Origin of the sequence: Streptomyces sp. NBC_01465 (assembly GCF_036227325.1) — a bacterium.
GTDB lineage: Bacteria > Actinomycetota > Actinomycetes > Streptomycetales > Streptomycetaceae > Streptomyces.
On sequence record NZ_CP109467.1, the window covers coordinates 7,990,115 to 8,006,841 of the forward strand.

At 67.0% G+C, this 16,727-nt stretch carries 11 protein-coding genes; 4 read left to right on the forward strand and 7 right to left on the reverse strand.

Annotated features, from left to right (window positions below):
* Positions 1 to 18: 18 nt before the first annotated feature.
* The 6 genes from OG707_RS37100 to OG707_RS37125 all read right to left on the reverse strand — a co-directional run bounded on the left by OG707_RS37100 (position 19) and on the right by OG707_RS37125 (position 6,590).
* Positions 19 to 903, reverse strand: coding sequence for an amidohydrolase family protein (locus OG707_RS37100; RefSeq protein ID WP_329126272.1), 885 nt, complete (start codon positions 901 to 903; stop codon positions 19 to 21).
* Positions 900 to 1,241 carry an L-rhamnose mutarotase gene (locus tag OG707_RS37105; protein ID WP_329126273.1) on the reverse strand — a complete coding sequence of 114 codons (342 nt, stop codon included), beginning with the start codon at positions 1,239 to 1,241 and terminating at the stop codon, positions 900 to 902. Before OG707_RS37105 ends, OG707_RS37100 begins: the two co-directional genes overlap by 4 nt.
* Complete coding sequence (locus tag OG707_RS37110; RefSeq protein WP_329126274.1) at positions 1,238 to 3,250, reverse strand: hypothetical protein; 2,013 nt, start codon at positions 3,248 to 3,250, stop codon at positions 1,238 to 1,240. Before OG707_RS37110 ends, OG707_RS37105 begins: the two co-directional genes overlap by 4 nt.
* 106 nt (positions 3,251 to 3,356) lie before the next feature.
* Complete coding sequence (locus OG707_RS37115) at positions 3,357 to 4,211, reverse strand: carbohydrate ABC transporter permease (RefSeq protein WP_329128181.1); 855 nt, start codon at positions 4,209 to 4,211, stop codon at positions 3,357 to 3,359.
* A gap of 106 nt (positions 4,212 to 4,317) precedes the next feature.
* Complete coding sequence (locus OG707_RS37120; protein WP_329126275.1) at positions 4,318 to 5,232, reverse strand: carbohydrate ABC transporter permease; 915 nt, start codon at positions 5,230 to 5,232, stop codon at positions 4,318 to 4,320.
* Complete coding sequence (locus OG707_RS37125; protein WP_329126276.1) at positions 5,229 to 6,590, reverse strand: ABC transporter substrate-binding protein; 1,362 nt, start codon at positions 6,588 to 6,590, stop codon at positions 5,229 to 5,231. Before OG707_RS37125 ends, OG707_RS37120 begins: the two co-directional genes overlap by 4 nt.
* Before the next feature lie 371 nt (positions 6,591 to 6,961).
* Here OG707_RS37125 and OG707_RS37130 point away from each other — a divergent pair, with 371 nt between their 5' ends.
* From OG707_RS37130 to OG707_RS37145, 4 genes are all read left to right on the forward strand, one after another.
* Positions 6,962 to 7,759 (forward strand): FadR/GntR family transcriptional regulator, encoded by a 798-nt coding sequence (locus tag OG707_RS37130; protein ID WP_329126277.1) that lies wholly within the window; start codon positions 6,962 to 6,964, stop codon positions 7,757 to 7,759.
* A 238-nt stretch (positions 7,760 to 7,997) separates the two neighbouring features.
* Positions 7,998 to 10,100, forward strand: coding sequence for a ricin-type beta-trefoil lectin domain protein (locus OG707_RS37135; protein ID WP_329126278.1), 2,103 nt, complete (start codon positions 7,998 to 8,000; stop codon positions 10,098 to 10,100).
* 133 nt (positions 10,101 to 10,233) lie between these two features.
* Positions 10,234 to 11,616 carry a glycoside hydrolase family 43 protein gene (locus tag OG707_RS37140; RefSeq protein ID WP_329126279.1) on the forward strand — a complete coding sequence of 461 codons (1,383 nt, stop codon included), beginning with the start codon at positions 10,234 to 10,236 and terminating at the stop codon, positions 11,614 to 11,616.
* A 298-nt stretch (positions 11,617 to 11,914) separates the two neighbouring features.
* Positions 11,915 to 14,605 carry an RICIN domain-containing protein gene (locus OG707_RS37145; RefSeq protein WP_329126280.1) on the forward strand — a complete coding sequence of 897 codons (2,691 nt, stop codon included), beginning with the start codon at positions 11,915 to 11,917 and terminating at the stop codon, positions 14,603 to 14,605.
* 284 nt (positions 14,606 to 14,889) lie between these two features.
* On the opposite strand, the gene OG707_RS37150 is transcribed toward OG707_RS37145, so the two are convergent.
* Entirely contained in the window at positions 14,890 to 16,665 is a 1,776-nt protein-coding gene (locus tag OG707_RS37150; RefSeq protein ID WP_329126281.1) for an LPXTG cell wall anchor domain-containing protein, read from the reverse strand.
* Positions 16,666 to 16,727 lie beyond the last annotated feature (62 nt).

Genomic DNA, 16,727 nt, shown 5'->3' on the forward strand with positions numbered 1-16,727 from the left:
CAGCCCGGGCGCCGACGGTCAGCTGCGGGCGGGGAGGCGGTAGAAGGTGGTCGCGGTGCCGGCGAGGAGCGCGTGGATCTCGTGTTCGGCACAGCCGTCGAGCAGTTCGTCGACGGTGGCGGCCCAGCGGTTCCAGCCGCCGGCGAGGTTGGCGACCGGCCAGTCGGAGCCGAACATCAGCCGGTCGGGGCCGAAGGCGGTGAGCAGGATGTCCCAGACCGGGCGGATGTCGGCGGTGGTCCAGTGGTCGTGGTCGGCCTCGGTGATCAGTCCCGACAGCTTGCAGACCACCTGTGGGTGCGCGGCCAGCCGGTGCACCTGACGTCGCCAGTCCGCCAGTTCGCGCCGGGCGATGTCCGGCTTGCCGGCGTGGTTGAGGACCTGGGGCAGGTCGGGGAAGCGTTCGGCCAGGTTGATCGCCTGGTCGAGCTGGTGGCTGCGGACCAGTACGTCGTAGGAGAGCCCGCGGTCTCTGGCCGCAGCCAACCCCCGCTCAACATCCGGGCGTTGCAGCCAGCCCGGGTCCGTCTCGCCCTGGACGAGATGGCGCAGGGAGCGCAGATACGCGCCGCCCGGTCCGGCGATCATCCGGTCCAGCACCTCACCGATCGCCGGCGACGTCAGGTCTGCCCAGCCGACCACGGCCTCGATCAGTGGCTCCTGCTCCGCGAGGGCGAGCAGGTCCTCGGTCTCGGGCACGTCCGGCATGCACTGCACGGTCACCGTGCTGTGCAGGTGACGGCCCGCGATGGGACGGGTCGCGGTGGAGCGCAGGTCGCCGGGGGTGAAGGTACGGCTGATCGATGCCAGGCCGGGGTCGTCGAGCCAGGGCTGCGGACGCCGGTCCAGGTCCCAGAGATGGTGGTGCGCATCGATGAGGACGCGGGCGGGGGCGGGGGTCATGGCAGGTTCCACGTCGGGTCGAGGTGCCAGATCTCGGTCAGTTCCGTCCACTGGCGTGAGTCGCCCCGGTCGGGCCAGGGTTCCTGGCAGGGGTCGGTGAGTTTCCACCATTCCTGGGTTTCGGGGTCGGCTTCGAGGGTGGCCATGTCGGCCTCGAAGTCGTCGCCGAGGTATTCGAAGTAGGCGAACAGCGCATCGCCGTGGAGGAAGATGCTGTAGTTGCCGATGTTCGCCCGGTGCAGAGCCGCTTCGACGCCGGTCCAGACGGCGGAGTGGAGTCTGAGGTACTCCTCGCGGTGTTCGGGGCGGAGTCTGATCGTCTGGGCCATGCGTTTCATGCCGTGTTCTCCTCCGTGTCCGGGGAGAGCTCGTCGTCCCGGGTGTCGAACGGGGTGCGGTAGCTGGGCGTGTTGGTGCGCAGACGGAGCCGCAGGATGAGCCGGATGCGGGTGGACGCGGGCAGCCGTACCGTCAGAAAAGTGCTGTCGCAGACCTGCTCCGACTCGGTGACGACGGGCTCGGTGTGGCCGTAGTCGTACATGTCCCCGATCCAGGTGTCGTCCTGGCAGGTGGTGTAGCGGACGGCGGAGATGGTGTGCTCGGCGAAGGCGCCCGCCTGGACGATCACTGTGTGCTCGGCCTCGGGGGAGAGGTTGACCAGTTCCACGGTGGTCGCTTCGGGGTCGATGGAGGTGACCAGCGCGGCCACTTCCGGGGGCAGGCCGGCGCGGCGGGCCTCGGCGTCGTGGTAGCGCAGCCGGGCCTGCTGCAGGCCGCCGTTGTACAGCACCTGGGGGCCGCCCCACGTGAGCTGGACGAGGGCCTCGGTGGCGACGGGGTTGGACTGCTGCCACACGTGGATGTCGGCCTCGGGGACGTCCAGTTCGCGGTAGCGGTCGATGCGCCGCAGCCGGTGTCGGATCTGGGCCTGGGCGGTGGCGAGGATGCGTTCCGGGTATTCGGGGTCGTCGCCGGCGAGGAAGGCGAACCACGCCTTCTCGTGCCCGGACTCCTCCTTGGCACGGAACGGCCGGACGGTGCGCCAGTCGATTGCCTCGGCTTCGCGCAGTTCCTCCAGCCGCTTGCGGTCGGCGTCGGAGGACGAGTGGTGCCACAGGGCCACCGGAACGGGCGGGGTGGCGGGGTTGTAGTCGAACCAGCCCGTGTCGTTGTGCCGGAACGGAAGGTGGAGCGTGGGCGTGGTGGCGTCGGGGCCGAGCTCGGCTCGCCACTTGGAGGGGAGACTGGAGTCGGCCGCGGTGTGGGGCATCACCTTGCCGCGGGCAATGAGGGCGTCGAGGGAGGTACGGACCATGGACAGGTAGTCGTCGTCCCCGGTGACCGTCGCCGCCGCGAGCGCCGCCACGCAGGCCGCGCTCCCTATGCTGTGCCAGCCGTGCGGCCACGACCAGCCGTAGTGGCCGCCGTACCAACGGCCCTCCAGCAGACCGCCGACGACCCCGTCCGGGCCGACGTTGTCGGGGATGAGACCGTCGTTCGCCTCCGTACGCTCACGCCACGCGCCCACGTACTCGACGATCCAGTCGCGGTAGCGCTCCTCGCCGGACAGGATCCAGGCGTTGAGGACCAGTCCGGCCGCACCGAGGTTCAGCGCGGTGTCACCGACGCCCATCCGGTCCCGCATCTGCGCCCCCAGACGCGGATCCGCGGAGAGCGGGAACGGACCGCCCGCGGCCTCGGGGATCCACTCGAGCGGGTACCCGTAGGTGTCGGCCTCCTTCTGCAGCCAGGGGTAGACGTCGCCGTCGAAGAGGCCCGTGCGGTCGGGGTCGCTGCCGTTGTGGGGGCTGGTGATGATGCGGTGCTCGGGGTCGTAGTTGCCCTTGGCCGGGTCGACGTACAACTCCGCGAAGCGCAGGGCGCGTTCGGACCAGCGGTCGGGGGCGGCCATGCACAGGAAGAAGAGCAGGAGCAGGCTCTCGCCCTGGTGGAACCAGTCGTAGCCGCGCTCGTACTCGTCGCGCAGCATGTCCAGCTCGGTCAGTTGCCGGGTCACGCCTTCCCAGTGTTTCTCGCTGGCGGGCAGCAGATCGTCGGCGCCGCCGAGGAGGTACAACTGGGGCCAGTTGAAGAACACTTCGTAGAAGTCGTCCACACCATCGCGGGACGTGAGCGGCTGGGTGTAATTCAGGCGTCCGTCCGGGCCGGTGAAGTCACGGTCGAAGCGGCGCCACGCGTGGTCGAGCAGGTCGAACAGGGCTCGTTGGGACACAGCCCAGCCCGGTGGTTCGAGCACCGGAACCTGGGCCTGGACCTCGGGCGGTGCCGGCCGGGCGGCGGCCGCGGCATCGTCGCCCGGCGTGCTGCCGGGAGGGCTGAAGGGCATGGCGAAGATCTCCGTTCGGGGCGGCGGCGCGGAGCGCACGCCGGGTACAGCGGGCGGGTGGACGGGCGTCGGCCGAGCGCGGGCTGCCGCGGGCCGTCGGACCGGCCTACTCCTTGGTGGCTCCGGCGAGCATCCCGCTGACCAGGAAGCGCTGGGCGAAGAGAAAGACGACGAGGACCGGTGTGATGGCAAGCAGCGTGGCCAGCGCCAGTTGCGGCCGCTCGATCGCGGTCGTGCCGACGGCCGGGTTGAAGGACGGCACGTTGCTGAGCAGGCTGCCGACACCGACCTGGATGGGCATCTGGTCGCTCTCGGGGAGCATCACGTAGGGCAGGAAGTAGTTCGTCCAGTTGGCGACGAAGCTGAAGAAGCCCACGAGCGCGATGACAGGTGTCGCCAGCGGCAGCGCGATGTGCCGGAAGACGCCGAGCTCCGAGCAACCGTCAATCCGTGCCGCCGCCAACAGGTCCTTCGGTACGGCGGTGCTGAAGTAGATGTACGTCAGGTACACGCCGAACGGGTAGAACGAGTACGGCAGGATGATCGACCACATCGAGCCGATCAGACGCACCGCGTTGACCTCGAGAAACAGCGGCACCACCAGCGTGGCGGTCGGCATGAGCATCACGACCAGCGTCGCGACGAGCAGGCTGTGCCGCCCACGGAACTCCGTCATCGCCAGGGCGTACCCCGCGGGGATGGTCACGCACAGGGTGATGACCAGCGAGATCACCGCGTAGAGCGTGGAGTTGCCCAGCCACTGCATGATGGTGTTGTCCTGGAACGCGGTGAGAGCGTCCCAGTTGGCCTTGAAGGCGTGCCAGGAGCCGATCGACAGCGGGTTTCCATGGACGAGCTGCTGGTCGGTCTTGGTCGCCGCGAGGACGAGCCAGAGTACCGGCAGCACGAAGAAGACCAGGAAGACGACCAGTACGGAGCCGGTCAGCAGGCGTGGCACCAGATGATGCGAGGGACTTCGCCGCGCAGGGGCCTGGAGGTGTGTTCGGCTCATGAAGCTCGGTCCCTGTTTCGTGGATGGTGTGGCGGCGGCCGGTCCGGCAGCGGTCTCAGTCGGCATCGAAGAACCCCGACCGTGCGACGAAGACCCCGGCGACCGACACGCTGACGACCAGCAGCTCCACCGAGACCGCGGCGGCGCCGTTGATGTTGTTCATCTGGAAGGCGAAGTCGTACGTCAGCTGGTTCAGCGAGTAGTCGCGTCCGGCGACGCCCACGCTGGCGAGCGAGAGCAACTGCGGCTCCACGAACAGCTGGGCACCGGCCGCGAAGGCCAGGATCACCATGTACACGATCCACTTGCGGAGCATCGGGATCTGCACGCGCCATGCGGTCTGCCAGGCGTTCGCGCCGTCGATGCGCGCGGCTTCCATGACGTCCTTGGGGATGTTGTTGAGGGCGCCGTACATGACGACGATCCAGCCGCCCGCCCCGGTCCAGAACGCGATGATCGTGAACAGCAGGGCCAGGTTGCCCGGCGCGATGACCTCACCGAAGGTGTGGAATCCCAGGGTGCCCAGCAGGGAACTGACCGGGCTCACCGAAGGATCGAGCATGAACAGCCACACCAGCACACTCGCGGCGCCGGCGAGGGCTCCGGGGATGTAGTAGAAGAAGCGAAGGCTCTTGCTGACGGTGCCCGAGGAGATGCGGTGCAGCAGCAGCGACAGGCCGACCACGAACACCACGAGTGAGACCAGCCAGAACAGCAGGTACAGCGCGACATGGCCCACGGCGTCCATGAAGCGGAAGTCCTGTGCCGTGGTGATGAAGTTGCTGAAGCCGCTGAATGTGCCGCCGGCGTCGGTGAACGCGAAGTACACGGCGTACCCGGTGGGCAGGATGCCGAACGCGATCAGCAGGACAACGTAGCCGGCGACGAAGGCGACGCCGGCCCGGCTCTGCCGGGAGCCGCCGCGAGAGCGCCGGGTGGTGGAGCCGGCTGATGAGCGCGTGAGGGTCACGGGGAGACCTTGTATCCGTTGGACTTGGCGTACTTGACGATGGAGTCCTGCCAGGCGGGCAGCAGGGACTCGATGGACTTGCCCTGGGTGATGCCGGGCTTGACGGTGGCGGCCCAGATCGCCTCCTGGCTGAACTGGCCCGAACCCCACTCCGACCAGACCTGGGAGGAGGCGGTCTTGAGCGCGCTCAGGTCGCTGGCGAAGTAGCCGGAGGTGTCCTGGCCCTTCAGCCAGACCTCTGCCGCGGGCGCGTAGGCCGGGTAGCCCGGAGCCTTCCCACCCTGGTAGGCGTTGTCGGTGGTGACCCACTTCAGGAAGTCGGTCGCCGCCTTGATGTGGGTGGAGTGCTGGGACAGCAGCCAGGTACCGCCGCCGACGTTGCCGGTGGAGGTCGCGCTGTCTCCCTGCCACTGCGGTATCGGAGCCGCCGCGATCTGCTTGGCCGGGGTCTTGAAAGTGTCCCTGAACACGGCGCCGCCGAACCAGGCAGGGCCAGGCATGAGAAGGACCTTCTTGGCCTTGTTCTTGCCGAAGTCGGTGCTGAAGACCCCGGTGATGGACATGGACTTGTTCTTGATCAGTACGTCCATGAGCTTGGCCATCTTGGTGCAGGCCTCGCTGGTGGTGTTCACCGAGACGGCCTTCGGACCGGTGATGTGGTTGGCGCCGCACTTGCTCGCCCACAGGTAGATCTCGGGGGCGAAGGAGTCACCGGCGTCACCCACGAGATAGCCCGGGTGCTCGCTGGCCACCTTCTCACCGAGCTGCTGGTACTCCTCCCAGGTCGTCGGCGCCGTGTAGCCGAACTGCTTCAGCAATGGTGCGTTGTACCAGAGCACGGCCTGGGAGAGGTCGTTGCGCAGGCAGTAGAGCTTGCCGTTGACCGTGCAGACGTCGTTGGCACCCTTGGCGAACCCGCCGAGGGTCGCGTCCGGGATCAGACCCTTGTTGAGCGGTGCGGCGAAGCCGGCGTCGACCGCCCAACTGGCCTCGTTGTTCTGGGAGCTGAACACGACGTCCGGCCAGCCCTTGTGCGTGCGGTTGAACAACTGGACCTTGGTCTGGAGGTAGTTCGAGCCGTTGGCGTCGCCGTCGTAGCTGACGATGTGCATCTTCACGTCCGGGTGCTGCCGCTGGTACAGCTTCGCGGCGTCCATGCGGGTCGCGTCCACCCAGACGGTCAACGCGCCGTCCTTCTGCGGTGCCTGGGCGAAGCCGTCCTTGTCGGTCGTGGCGGCGGTGCCGCCGCCACAGGCGGAAACGGTCAGCAGCACCGTGGCAGCACACCCGGTCAGCAACGCCGAACGCTTCTTGCCGAGCGCTCTCTTCGGACTGGACGAAGGCTTGTTGACGGTCATGAATGACTCCACTGGGTTTGCAGGTGCCCCGAGCGGGTCGGGGGGAGCGGGGATGGGTCGACGCCGGGCCGTCCCGGGCGAGCGTCGGAAATTGAGGTGGCTGTACTGCTACCGATGTGGAAGAAATTAGCCGCCTCATCAAGGGATCCGTCAAGGGTGTGTACGGCGTTACTTGCGGAATTTGGGGGCGATGACAGAGCGTTCACGCGCGGTTATGGCCGTTAAAGGGCATTTGTGTGCCTGGAAATCCCGAGCATGCGTCGTAGGGCCTGGTCGGAATGAGTAGGACTTATAGTTCGCCTGCGCTACGATCCTGTCGGCTCCACAGCACGTCAGTCGCGTACGCCGCAGTTACCCGGGAGGCAGCACAGATGGACGACACGCCAGCGATCGAAGGGGCCTTGCCGGTTCAGGTCCCTCCCACTGCGCCGGCGGCAGTGAGCGGCTCGGACGAGCGGCGCGACTACCGTCCCGGGTACGAAATCGTGGCGGAGCGGATCCTCGAATACATCGCCGAGGAGCGGCTGGTGGCGGGTGACCGGCTGCCCACCGAGATTGACCTGGCCCAGATTCTGAGTACCAGCAGGGCGGTGGTGCGGGAAGCCGTGAAGATCCTTTCGGCACTGGGCCGGGTACGGGCCCACAAGGGGAGGGGCCTGTTCGTCGCGGACGACGAGGGCATGCTCGTCACCAGCCGGTGGGGAGGTTTCTTCCGTCCCGTCGACATCGACCACGTGCTGATGCTGTTCGAGTTCCGCAGGGTCCAGGAGATGTCCGCCAGCAGTCTGGCGGCCACCCGCGCCACTCCTTCGGAACTGCGCACCATCGAGGTGGCCATGGAGGAGTGCCGGCATGGGTTCGTCCATGACCAGGTCGACGTGTTCAATCAGGCTGACGAGGACTTCCACGCGGCCGTGTCCGCGGCCTCGCACAACACCTTCCTCGTGAGCGCCGTGCGGGACGCGCGACGACTGCAGCGCCAGTCCAGCGCCATCGGTATCCACGACACGCTCGGAGAGAACACGGCGGCGGCCGTCGAGGAGCACGAGTCGATCTACCGGGCGATCCGTGACGGCCGCCCCGAGGAGGCGGCGCAGGCCACCGCGGCACACCTCGACAGAACCCTGGAGGACTACCGGCGCGAGATCCAGCGGCGCCTGTTCGGGTAGCGCCGCCGCGCCAGCGCACGCCCCGGGCTCGTCTTGCCGGCGCATCGACGCGGACGCACCCTTCGGTGCGTCGCGGATGTCCCGTGCCGCCAAGACGCCTCAGAAAAGCCAGAACGATCCGTTGACTTCTGCGCAACGGGAACCCTAGCTTCGGCGAGACCTGTTCGGAAACCCGTGCATTGTTCGACATCTCGAACAATCTTCGGTGTTCGATTGGTACGCCCTGGAAGGAACCCGTATGCCCCTTCAGCGTTTCGCCCCCCGAACAAGGCGCCTGTGCAGAGCCGTCCTCGTCCGTACCGCGGTGCTCGCGATGGCCGCCGGTGCCCTGGTCGGCCTCCAGAACCAGCAGGCCACCGAACTGGGCCGGGCGGAACCGGTCGCGGTGACGTCCCATCAGGTCGCGGTACCCCCGGCGCCGATGGGCTGGGCCTCGTGGAACACCTTCGCCGCGAAAATCGACTACAACGTGATCAAGGCGCAGGTCGACGCGTTCGTCGCGGCCGGACTGCCGCAGGCCGGGTACAAGTACATCAACCTCGACGAGGGCTGGTGGCAAGGCACCCGCGACAGCCAGGGCAACATCACCATCGACGAGTCCGAGTGGCCCGGCGGTATGAGCGCCATCGCCGACTACATCCACAGCAAGGGCCTCAAGGCGGGCATCTACACCGACGCGGGCAAGGACGGCTGCGGCTACTACTACCCGACGGGCCGCCCGGCCGCGCCCGGCAGCGGCAGCGAGGGCCACTACGAGCGGGACATGCTCCAGTTCTCCCAGTGGGGCTTCGACTACGTCAAGGTCGACTGGTGCGGCGGCGACGTCGAGGGCCTCGACGCGAAGACGACGTACCAGGCCATTGGCGACGCCGCCGCCAAGGCTTCGGCGACCACCGGCCGCGAGCTGAAACTGTCCATCTGCAACTGGGGCAAGCAGAACCCCTGGAACTGGGGCGCAGGCATGTCGTCCCTGTGGCGTACCAACACCGACATCATTTTCTACGGCCAGTCGCCGTCGTGGGACAGCATGCTCGCCAACTTCGACACGAACGTGCACCCCTCGGCCCAGCACACCGGCTACTACGACGACCCGGACATGCTCATGGTCGGCATGGACGGCTTCACCGCCGCCCAGAACCGCAGCCACATGAACCTGTGGGCCATCTCGGGCGCCCCGCTCCTCGCCGGCAACAACATAGCCACGATGAGCACGCAGACGCGTGACATCCTCACGAACCCCGAGGTCGTCGCGGTCGACCAGGACCCGCGCGGCCTCCAGGGCGTCAAGGTCGCCGAGGACACCACCGGACTGCAGGTCTACGGCAAGGTCCTGTCCGGCACCGGCAAACGGGCCGTCGTCCTGCTCAACCGCACCTCCACCGCGCAGAACATGACCGTCCGCTGGTCCGACCTCGGCCTGACCGGCGCCTCCGCCACGGTCCGCAACCTCTGGACGCGCTCCAACGCGGGCAGTTTCAGCACCAGTTACACCGTCTCCGTCCCCGCCAAGGACTCCGTGATGCTCACGGTCACCGGCGGCACCGAGGCGGCGAGCTCCACGTACGAGGCCGAGGCCACCGCCAACACCAAGGGCGGCTCCGCGGCCAACGCCACCTGCGCCAACTGCTCCGGCGCCACCAAGGTGGGCAATGTCGGCGACGGCGCCGCCAACACCCTCCGCTTCAACAACGTCACGGCCGACGCCACGGGCGCCAAGGTCGTCGACGTCGCCTACACCAACGGCAGCAACGCGGCCCGTACGGCCGTCCTCCAGGTCAACGGGCAGCAGGCCACCACGGTGTCCTTCCCGCCGACCGGCTCGTGGACCACGCCCGGCACCGTTTCGGTCGAGGTGTCCCTGGCCAAGGGCTCGTCGAACACGCTGACGTTCTCCAACTCATCTGCCTGGACACCGGACTTCGACGCCATCGAGGTCCGCCCGCTGCCCGGCGCGAACGGCGCCCAGGCGGTCGGAGCGCAGTCGAACCGCTGCCTCGACATCAACAACAACACCATCACCAACGGCACCGACGCGCAGTTGTGGACCTGCAACGGCGGTGAGAACCAGTCGTGGAACAACACCTCACGCAAGCAGCTCGTGGTCTACGGCAACAAGTGCCTGGACGCCTACAACCGTGGCACGACCAACGGCACCAGGGTCGTCATCTGGGACTGCAACGGCCAGAACAACCAGCAGTGGAACGTCAACGCGGACGGCACCATCACCAACGTGAACGCCGGCCTCTGCCTTGACGCCACCGGCGGGGGAACCGCCAACGGCACCAAGCTGGTCCTGTGGACCTGCAACGGCAGCAACAGTCAGAAGTGGGCTCTGTCGTAGCCCGCATCACAGGGCGAGCAACTGCAAGACGCCGCGGTCGGCGCCGGGGCGCTGAGGCGTCAAAGCAATCCCCGCCGACAACTCGTTCGATGCGACCACTACCCCGGCTCTGCGTACCCCCTGGAGACACCAGATGAGCGCAACCCCCCTCCCGTCACGCCGGTTGTTCCTCGGCATGGCCGCTGCCATGCCGCTGTCCGTGACCGGCGCGTCGACCATCGGTAGCCAGTCCGCGGCGGCCGCGACCGGCTCCCCGTTCGTCATGGGCTACTTCACCGAGTCGCGGAACGGCCTCGGTACCGACTACGGCCTGCACCTGGCCGTCAGCACCGACGCGCTGCAATGGATGCCGCTGAATCAGAACAGCCCCGTCGTGACCCCGACCGGGGGCACGGGCGGTCTGCGCGACCCCTTCATCTTGCCCAAGCAGGACGGCACCTACGTCGTCATGGCGACCGACCTGAAGGGAACCAACTGGAATCTGCGGAGCCAGTACATCCACGTCTGGGACTCCGCCGACCTGCGCTCCTTCGACAACTACCGCCTGCTGAAGCTGCACTCGATGGCCACCCACAGTTGGGCGCCCGAAGCCTTCTGGGACGCCTCCCGCGGCCAGTACGCCATCATCTACTCGTCCGTCAACAGCAGCGGACACAACGTGATCATGGTGAACTACACCACGGATTTCAAGACGGTGACGTCGCCGCAGGTCTTCTTCGACCCGGGCTACGACATCATCGACGGATCCCTGGCCATGAACGTGAACGGCGTCAACTACCTGTATTTCAAGGCGCGCAACAGCCTCGTGGGCGCGAAGTCCACCTCGCTCGATCCCGGGAGCTTCACCGTCTTCACCTCGGGGTTGGCGCCGCAAGGAGGCATCGAGGCACCGATCCTCGTCAAGTCCCAGCCTTCCGGCACCTGGTACCTGTGGGGCGACGCCAACGCGGTGTTCTACGCCTGGCAGACCAGCGACCTGTCCACCGGCACCTGGACCGCCACCGACCGGCGCACCTACACCCAGCCGCTGAACTCCAAACACGCCACCATCCAGTCGATGCCCCAGGCGGTGTACGACAACATGGTCGCCAAGTGGGGCAAGCCCGCCTGGAACCGGCTGAAGTCCTACAACTTCCCGGACAGATACTGGCGGCACGCCGATGACATCGGCCGCATCGACCCGTACCCGTTCGACCCGTACACCGACTCCGAATGGAAGGTGGTGCCGGGGCTGGCCGACCCCTCCGGCGTCTCCTTCCAGTCCGTCGACAACTCGCCCCGCTACCTGCGGCACTCCTACTACCAGCTGCGACTGGACGTCAACGACGGCACCACGACGTTCGCCAAGGACGCCACCTTCTACAAGACCGCCGGGCTCGCCGACCCCTCCTGGTCGTCGTTCCGCTCGTACAACTACCCGGACCGCTACATCCGGCACTACGACTACGTGCTGCGCATCGACCCGATCTCCACCGCCGGCGGCAGGGCTGACGCCACGTTCTCCGTCTGGTACTGAGCCGCATAGACGGCGATAACTCACCCTGAAATAAGTAGTATTCATTTCGAGGTGGTGGTTTCGCTGGACGGGTTGGACGGGCGCGGTAAGGGTGCCGATCGGCAAAGCCGATGGTGTCCCGACCTGGCACTTTTCTTGGCTGCGGGTGGCGCTCAGGGCATCGATCCTTGATGCGTCCGCATGTCATCGATGTTGCACCAATGAAAAATAAGTACGCCTATCGTCTTGACGTAGATGTCCTCATGCCTCGATAAATGCAACTCATAAGCAGCGGGGGTATGGAGGAGGACACCACCAGATGAGACCCATGCGCATCTGCGCGGGGACGGTCAAGGCGCTCGCAGCGGCAGTTGTCGTCTTTGCGGCCGTGCTGCCCGTTCAACCCGCCTACGCGGCCACGACGAACTTCTACGTCGACCCTGTCAATGGCAGTGACAGCAACTCGGGAACCAGCACCGCCGCGGCGTTCAAGACCGTCCAGGCCGCGAAGGCCGCGGTCCGAGCCGTCAACGCGAGCATGTCCGACGACATCGTCGTGAACCTGCGCGGAGGCACCTACCCCCTCACTGCCCCGATCACCTTCGGCGCCAGCGACTCGGGCACGAACGGCCACACGGTCGTCTACCAGGCCTACAACGGCGAGAAGCCCGTGATCACCAGCGGCAAGGCGATCGCCGGCTGGACCGCGGCTGCCAACGGCGAGTACAAGGCGCCCGTGGGCGCCTTCAACTTCCGGCAGCTGTACGTCAACGGGGTCCGCGCCACCCGGTCCCGCTTCCCCGACATCGGCTCGGACTTCCAGCTCCAGGGCAGTGACAAGCCCAACAAGCTGCTGAAGGTGCTCAGTTCACAGGTCTCCGACTGGAACCAGCTCAGCAAGGTCGAGATGATGCTGGAAACGCAGTGGGGCGAGAGCTTCCTGCGGCTGAAGTCGATCAGCTCCAGCAACGGCACCGCCAACGTGTCGATCCAGGACCACGAGGCAGGCATCCTCTTCCAGCGCCCCTTCCCGGTGCTCTCCGACGGCGTTCCCCTGCACTTCGAGAACGCCCACGAGTTCCTCAACGAGCCGGGCGAGTTCTACGTCGACACAGCCGCGCAGACCGTCTACTACAAACCCCGTCCCGGCGAGGACATGTCCACGGCCACCGTGCAGGCGCCGACGCTCAGGACACTGTTCGACATCAAGGGCACGAACCTCGGCAGTCCCGTCCACGACCTGCGCTTCTCCGGGATCGCCTTCACCCAGACCACCTGGATGGAAGCGACCGACAACGGCTACCTCGACGCCCAGGGCGGCAACTACAACCTCTCGGCCGACAACTCCAACAACCAGTACGTCGACCGTCCGCCGGCCGGGGTCCAGGCCTCGTACGCCGACCGCGTCTCCTTCACTGGCAACACCTTCACGCAGATGGGCGCCACCGCGCTCGACCTGCACCACGGCGTGCACGACAGCACCGTGACCGGAAACCTGATCCACGACATCGCCGGCAACGGCATCATGGTCGGCAAGTTCTCCGACCCGACCGTGGAGTACCACACCGTCTACAACCCGCCCAGCTCGCCGCCTGGTGAGGACGCCCGGGAGGTGGTCAAGAACGTCACCGTCAAGAACAACCTGATCACCCGGATCGGGGAGGACTACCTGGGAACCGCGGGCATCAACGCGGGTTTCGTCAACAGCACCACCATCGACCACAACGACATCTCCGACACTCCGTGGGCCGGCATCTCGCTCGGCTGGGGCTGGCAGTCGGCGGCCAACGCCGAAGGCAACAACAGCATCAGCTACAACCGCATCGGCAACGTGATGAACCGGCTGTGCGACTCCGCCGGTATCTACCACCTCTCGAACGACCCGGGCACGGTCATCAGCGGCAACTACGTCCACGACGCGATACGAGCCCCGTCCGCCTGCGGCAACGCCGTGCACGGTGTCTACCTGGACGAGGGGTCGGACAACATGACCCTTTCGAACAACGTGCTGTCGCGTACCGACGGATTCATCAACCAGAACCGCAACGGCTCCAATGTCACGCTCACCAACAACACGACATCCGGCGACTCGGTGATCAAGGCCTCCGGTCTTGAGTCCGCTTACCAGGGGCTGGCGACGAAGCTCGACCTCGCCTACAACAAGTCGGCGTCCGCCTCGTCGGTCTACGATTCCGGCACGCCGGCCACGAACGCCGTCGACAACAACAACTCAACCGGCTGGTCGCCCACCGGAAGCGACTCGTCGGCGTGGTGGCAGGTCGACCTGGGGCAGGCCTACCAGCTCGGTCAGTTCTCACTGACAACCCGCCAGAACCTGGACCAGTCCGAGACCCGCGGCAACTTCGAGATCCGGGCCTCCAACGACCCCTCCTTCGGCAGCTACACCGTCCTGGGACGTCAGACGGACACCCTGCCGTTCGCCGCGACGCTCACGAGCAACGTCGACGTCCGCCAGCAGTTCCGCTACGTGCGGGTCGCCAAGACCGACGGCGCCTACTTCTACATCACGGACTTCAGTGTGCAGCGGGCCGACGGGGCGCTGGAGGACGCGACCGGTAGGCCGACCATCAACCCGTCGACGTTCTACACGATCAAGAACGTCAACAGCGGTCAGATGATGGACGTCTACGGAGGGTCCACCGCCGACGGCGGCAGCGTCGTCCAGTGGCCGAGCACCGGTGGCGCCAACCAGCAGTGGACCGTCGTTCCGGTCACCGGGCAGCTCTACAGGATCGTGAACAGGAACAGCGGCAAGGCCCTCGAGATGAACTTCTCCAGCCACTGGAAGGGGACCGCGGCGCTGCAGCGGACCTACGGCGGTGGCAACAACCAGCTGTGGTACTTCGAGCCGACCAGCGGCGGGTATCTCATCCGCAACTTCGAGAGCAGACAGGTCCTGGAGGTGGGCAGCGGATCGACGGCGAACGGAGCCGCCATCGCACAGTGGATGGCCCTGAACCAGTCCAACCAGGCCTGGACGATCCAGTGACAGGGCCAACCCACTTAAGGCAGTGGGGCATTAGGGTCTGCGTGGAGTTGTGATCTCTTGAGGCCCCGGCCAGGGAAGGTCGGGGCCCTTGGGGTGGAACGGCGGGGTGGCTCGACCACAACCTTCGGATACCGCGTGGGAGCGAGACGGTCGGCACCTGCGGAAGCCGGTCGGACGCCGTGGTGGAGCTTGCCGAACTCGTCGACCACGGCGGAGGCCGACGGCCCGGCGCGCATGTCACGGTGGGTGGCGTTGCTGCCGGGCCGTCAGTCACTTACGCGGTCTCACTTCCTGTGCAGAGCCCTGCTGCGACGTCCGCGAAGCAGCAGCATGCCGCCGGCAGCGATGACCAGCAGGCCACCGACGGCGCTGTACGTGACAGTGGTGCTCGCCCCGGTGGAAGCCAGGTCGCCGGACGTGCTGCTCGGGGTCGTCCCGTCGACGCGTGCGCCGATCTCACCCTGCGCGCGGGTGCCGGTCGTGCCGGAGACGACCGGCGCGGCGACGGTCGGAGTGGGGGCGGGTGTCGGCTTGGCGGCGCCGGCGGTCCCCGGCGCGGGCTTCAGCTGAAGGGTCGTGATCGAGTACGGCGGCAGCGTCTGTGCGGCCGCCGTGCCCCTCTTCGTCGTGGTCAGGGCGGTGTCTCCCTGGGCGTAGGAAACGGTCGTGACCGCTCCTGCGGCCGGGGTGTATCCGGCGTAGGAGAGCGATACCGGCGCCGCGTTCTGCGGGCTCTTGTTGATCAGCATGACGTTCAGAGCGCCGTTGCTGCTGCGCACCGCGTGCACAGCGACCGACGTGTTGCCCGAGGACGCCTTGACCATGGTGTCGCCGGGCTTTGCCAGTGCGGTCAGCGAGCGGATGCCCCAGTAGATGGGGAAGGGGGTGTCGCGTGCCGGTTCGCACTTCCCCCCGGCGCAGGTGCCGGCGGAGAGGATGCCCCCGTCCTGGTAGTCGATCTGGCCGTTGACGGTGGTGGGTGCTTGGTCCGTGCCGTTGTGCAGGTTCCACCAGTCCACGTGGGTGGCACCCTGCTCGAACCAGGTCATGTAGGTGTCCGACGCGAACAGGGCCGCGGCCTGGCTGGTCTGGGCGGGTGAGCCGACGGCGCCGTTCTCGGTGACCGCGATCTCCACCGAAGCGGCGTGCGAGCCCGTGTACTTGGCGATCAGTGAGCGCAGCTCGGACGTGACACCGGCGATCCGGGAGGGGGTCTTCAGCAGGTCGTCCGTGGTGGTGCCGCCCGGATACCAGTGGACGATGGCGAAGTCGATCGAGCTTCCCGCGATGGAGAGCACCGTGTTGTTCCAGTCGGCGCTGTCACCGGGAGCCTTCTCCTTGTCCGGCCAGCCGCCGGGGGTGGTGAGCACCGCTCCGATCTTCGCCTTCGGGTCCACGGCCTTCATCGCCTTCGCGTAGGCGACCAGGTTCTTCGCGTACTCCCTCGGGCTCTTGTCGGCGTGCTTGTCTGTTTCCCAGCCCTTGCCGTCGCCGTAGTACCCGTTGCCGTAGACCTCGTTGCCGATCTCCCAGTACTTCACGCCGTAACCCTTGGTGACGTTGGCGTACTTGACCCAGTCGGCGGCCTCCTGAGGGGTGCCGGAACCGTAGTTCGCGGTCACGATCGGCCGGGCGCCGACCGTCTTCGCGGTGGCCATGAAGTGGTCGAAGTCGGTGTTGGACGGGTTCCTGTAGCCGTCGTCCATGGTGTGGGTCTTCCAGTGGTATACGTCCGCGCCGGAGCCGCCGGGATAGCGCAGCTGCCGAACTCCCGCGGCCTTCATCAGCGATGACACCTTGGCGGTGCCCATGTGATCGTCGCCCACGCCCGTGTTGAGGCCGGTACCACTGCTGGGCACGGTGCCCAGGGAGGTACCGGCATTCACACGGATGTCGACGGTCGGCGCGGCGCCCGCGCTCGGCGCCAGGACGCCGACACCGGCCGAGGCGGCGAGCACCGCCACCGCCCCCGCGACAAAGCGCCGACGCAACCGGCTACGGCGAGGCGTGCGGCGCCAGGGCATCGGCTGCTCGGCGGTTCTCGGGTCGTTTGGTGACATGTGGGGGGCTCCGATCGGGTGTTGACACAGAGGGCGTAGCGCCGCTGACCACGGCTCGCCCT

What these genes read in the sequence shown, in the direction of transcription:
- OG707_RS37100 (WP_329126272.1), bottom strand. Translation starts at nt 903, where the DNA reads ATGACCCCCGCCCCCGCCCGCGTCCTCATCGATGCGCACCACCATCTC.
- OG707_RS37105 (WP_329126273.1), bottom strand. Translation starts at nt 1,241, where the DNA reads ATGAAACGCATGGCCCAGACGATCAGACTCCGCCCCGAACACCGCGAG.
- OG707_RS37110 (WP_329126274.1), bottom strand. Translation starts at nt 3,250, where the DNA reads ATGCCCTTCAGCCCTCCCGGCAGCACGCCGGGCGACGATGCCGCGGCC.
- OG707_RS37125 (WP_329126276.1), bottom strand. Translation starts at nt 6,590, where the DNA reads ATGACCGTCAACAAGCCTTCGTCCAGTCCGAAGAGAGCGCTCGGCAAG.
- OG707_RS37130 (WP_329126277.1), top strand. Translation starts at nt 6,962, where the DNA reads ATGGACGACACGCCAGCGATCGAAGGGGCCTTGCCGGTTCAGGTCCCT.
- OG707_RS37135 (WP_329126278.1), top strand. Translation starts at nt 7,998, where the DNA reads ATGCCCCTTCAGCGTTTCGCCCCCCGAACAAGGCGCCTGTGCAGAGCC.
- OG707_RS37140 (WP_329126279.1), top strand. Translation starts at nt 10,234, where the DNA reads ATGAGCGCAACCCCCCTCCCGTCACGCCGGTTGTTCCTCGGCATGGCC.
- OG707_RS37145 (WP_329126280.1), top strand. Translation starts at nt 11,915, where the DNA reads ATGAGACCCATGCGCATCTGCGCGGGGACGGTCAAGGCGCTCGCAGCG.
- OG707_RS37150 (WP_329126281.1), bottom strand. Translation starts at nt 16,665, where the DNA reads ATGTCACCAAACGACCCGAGAACCGCCGAGCAGCCGATGCCCTGGCGC.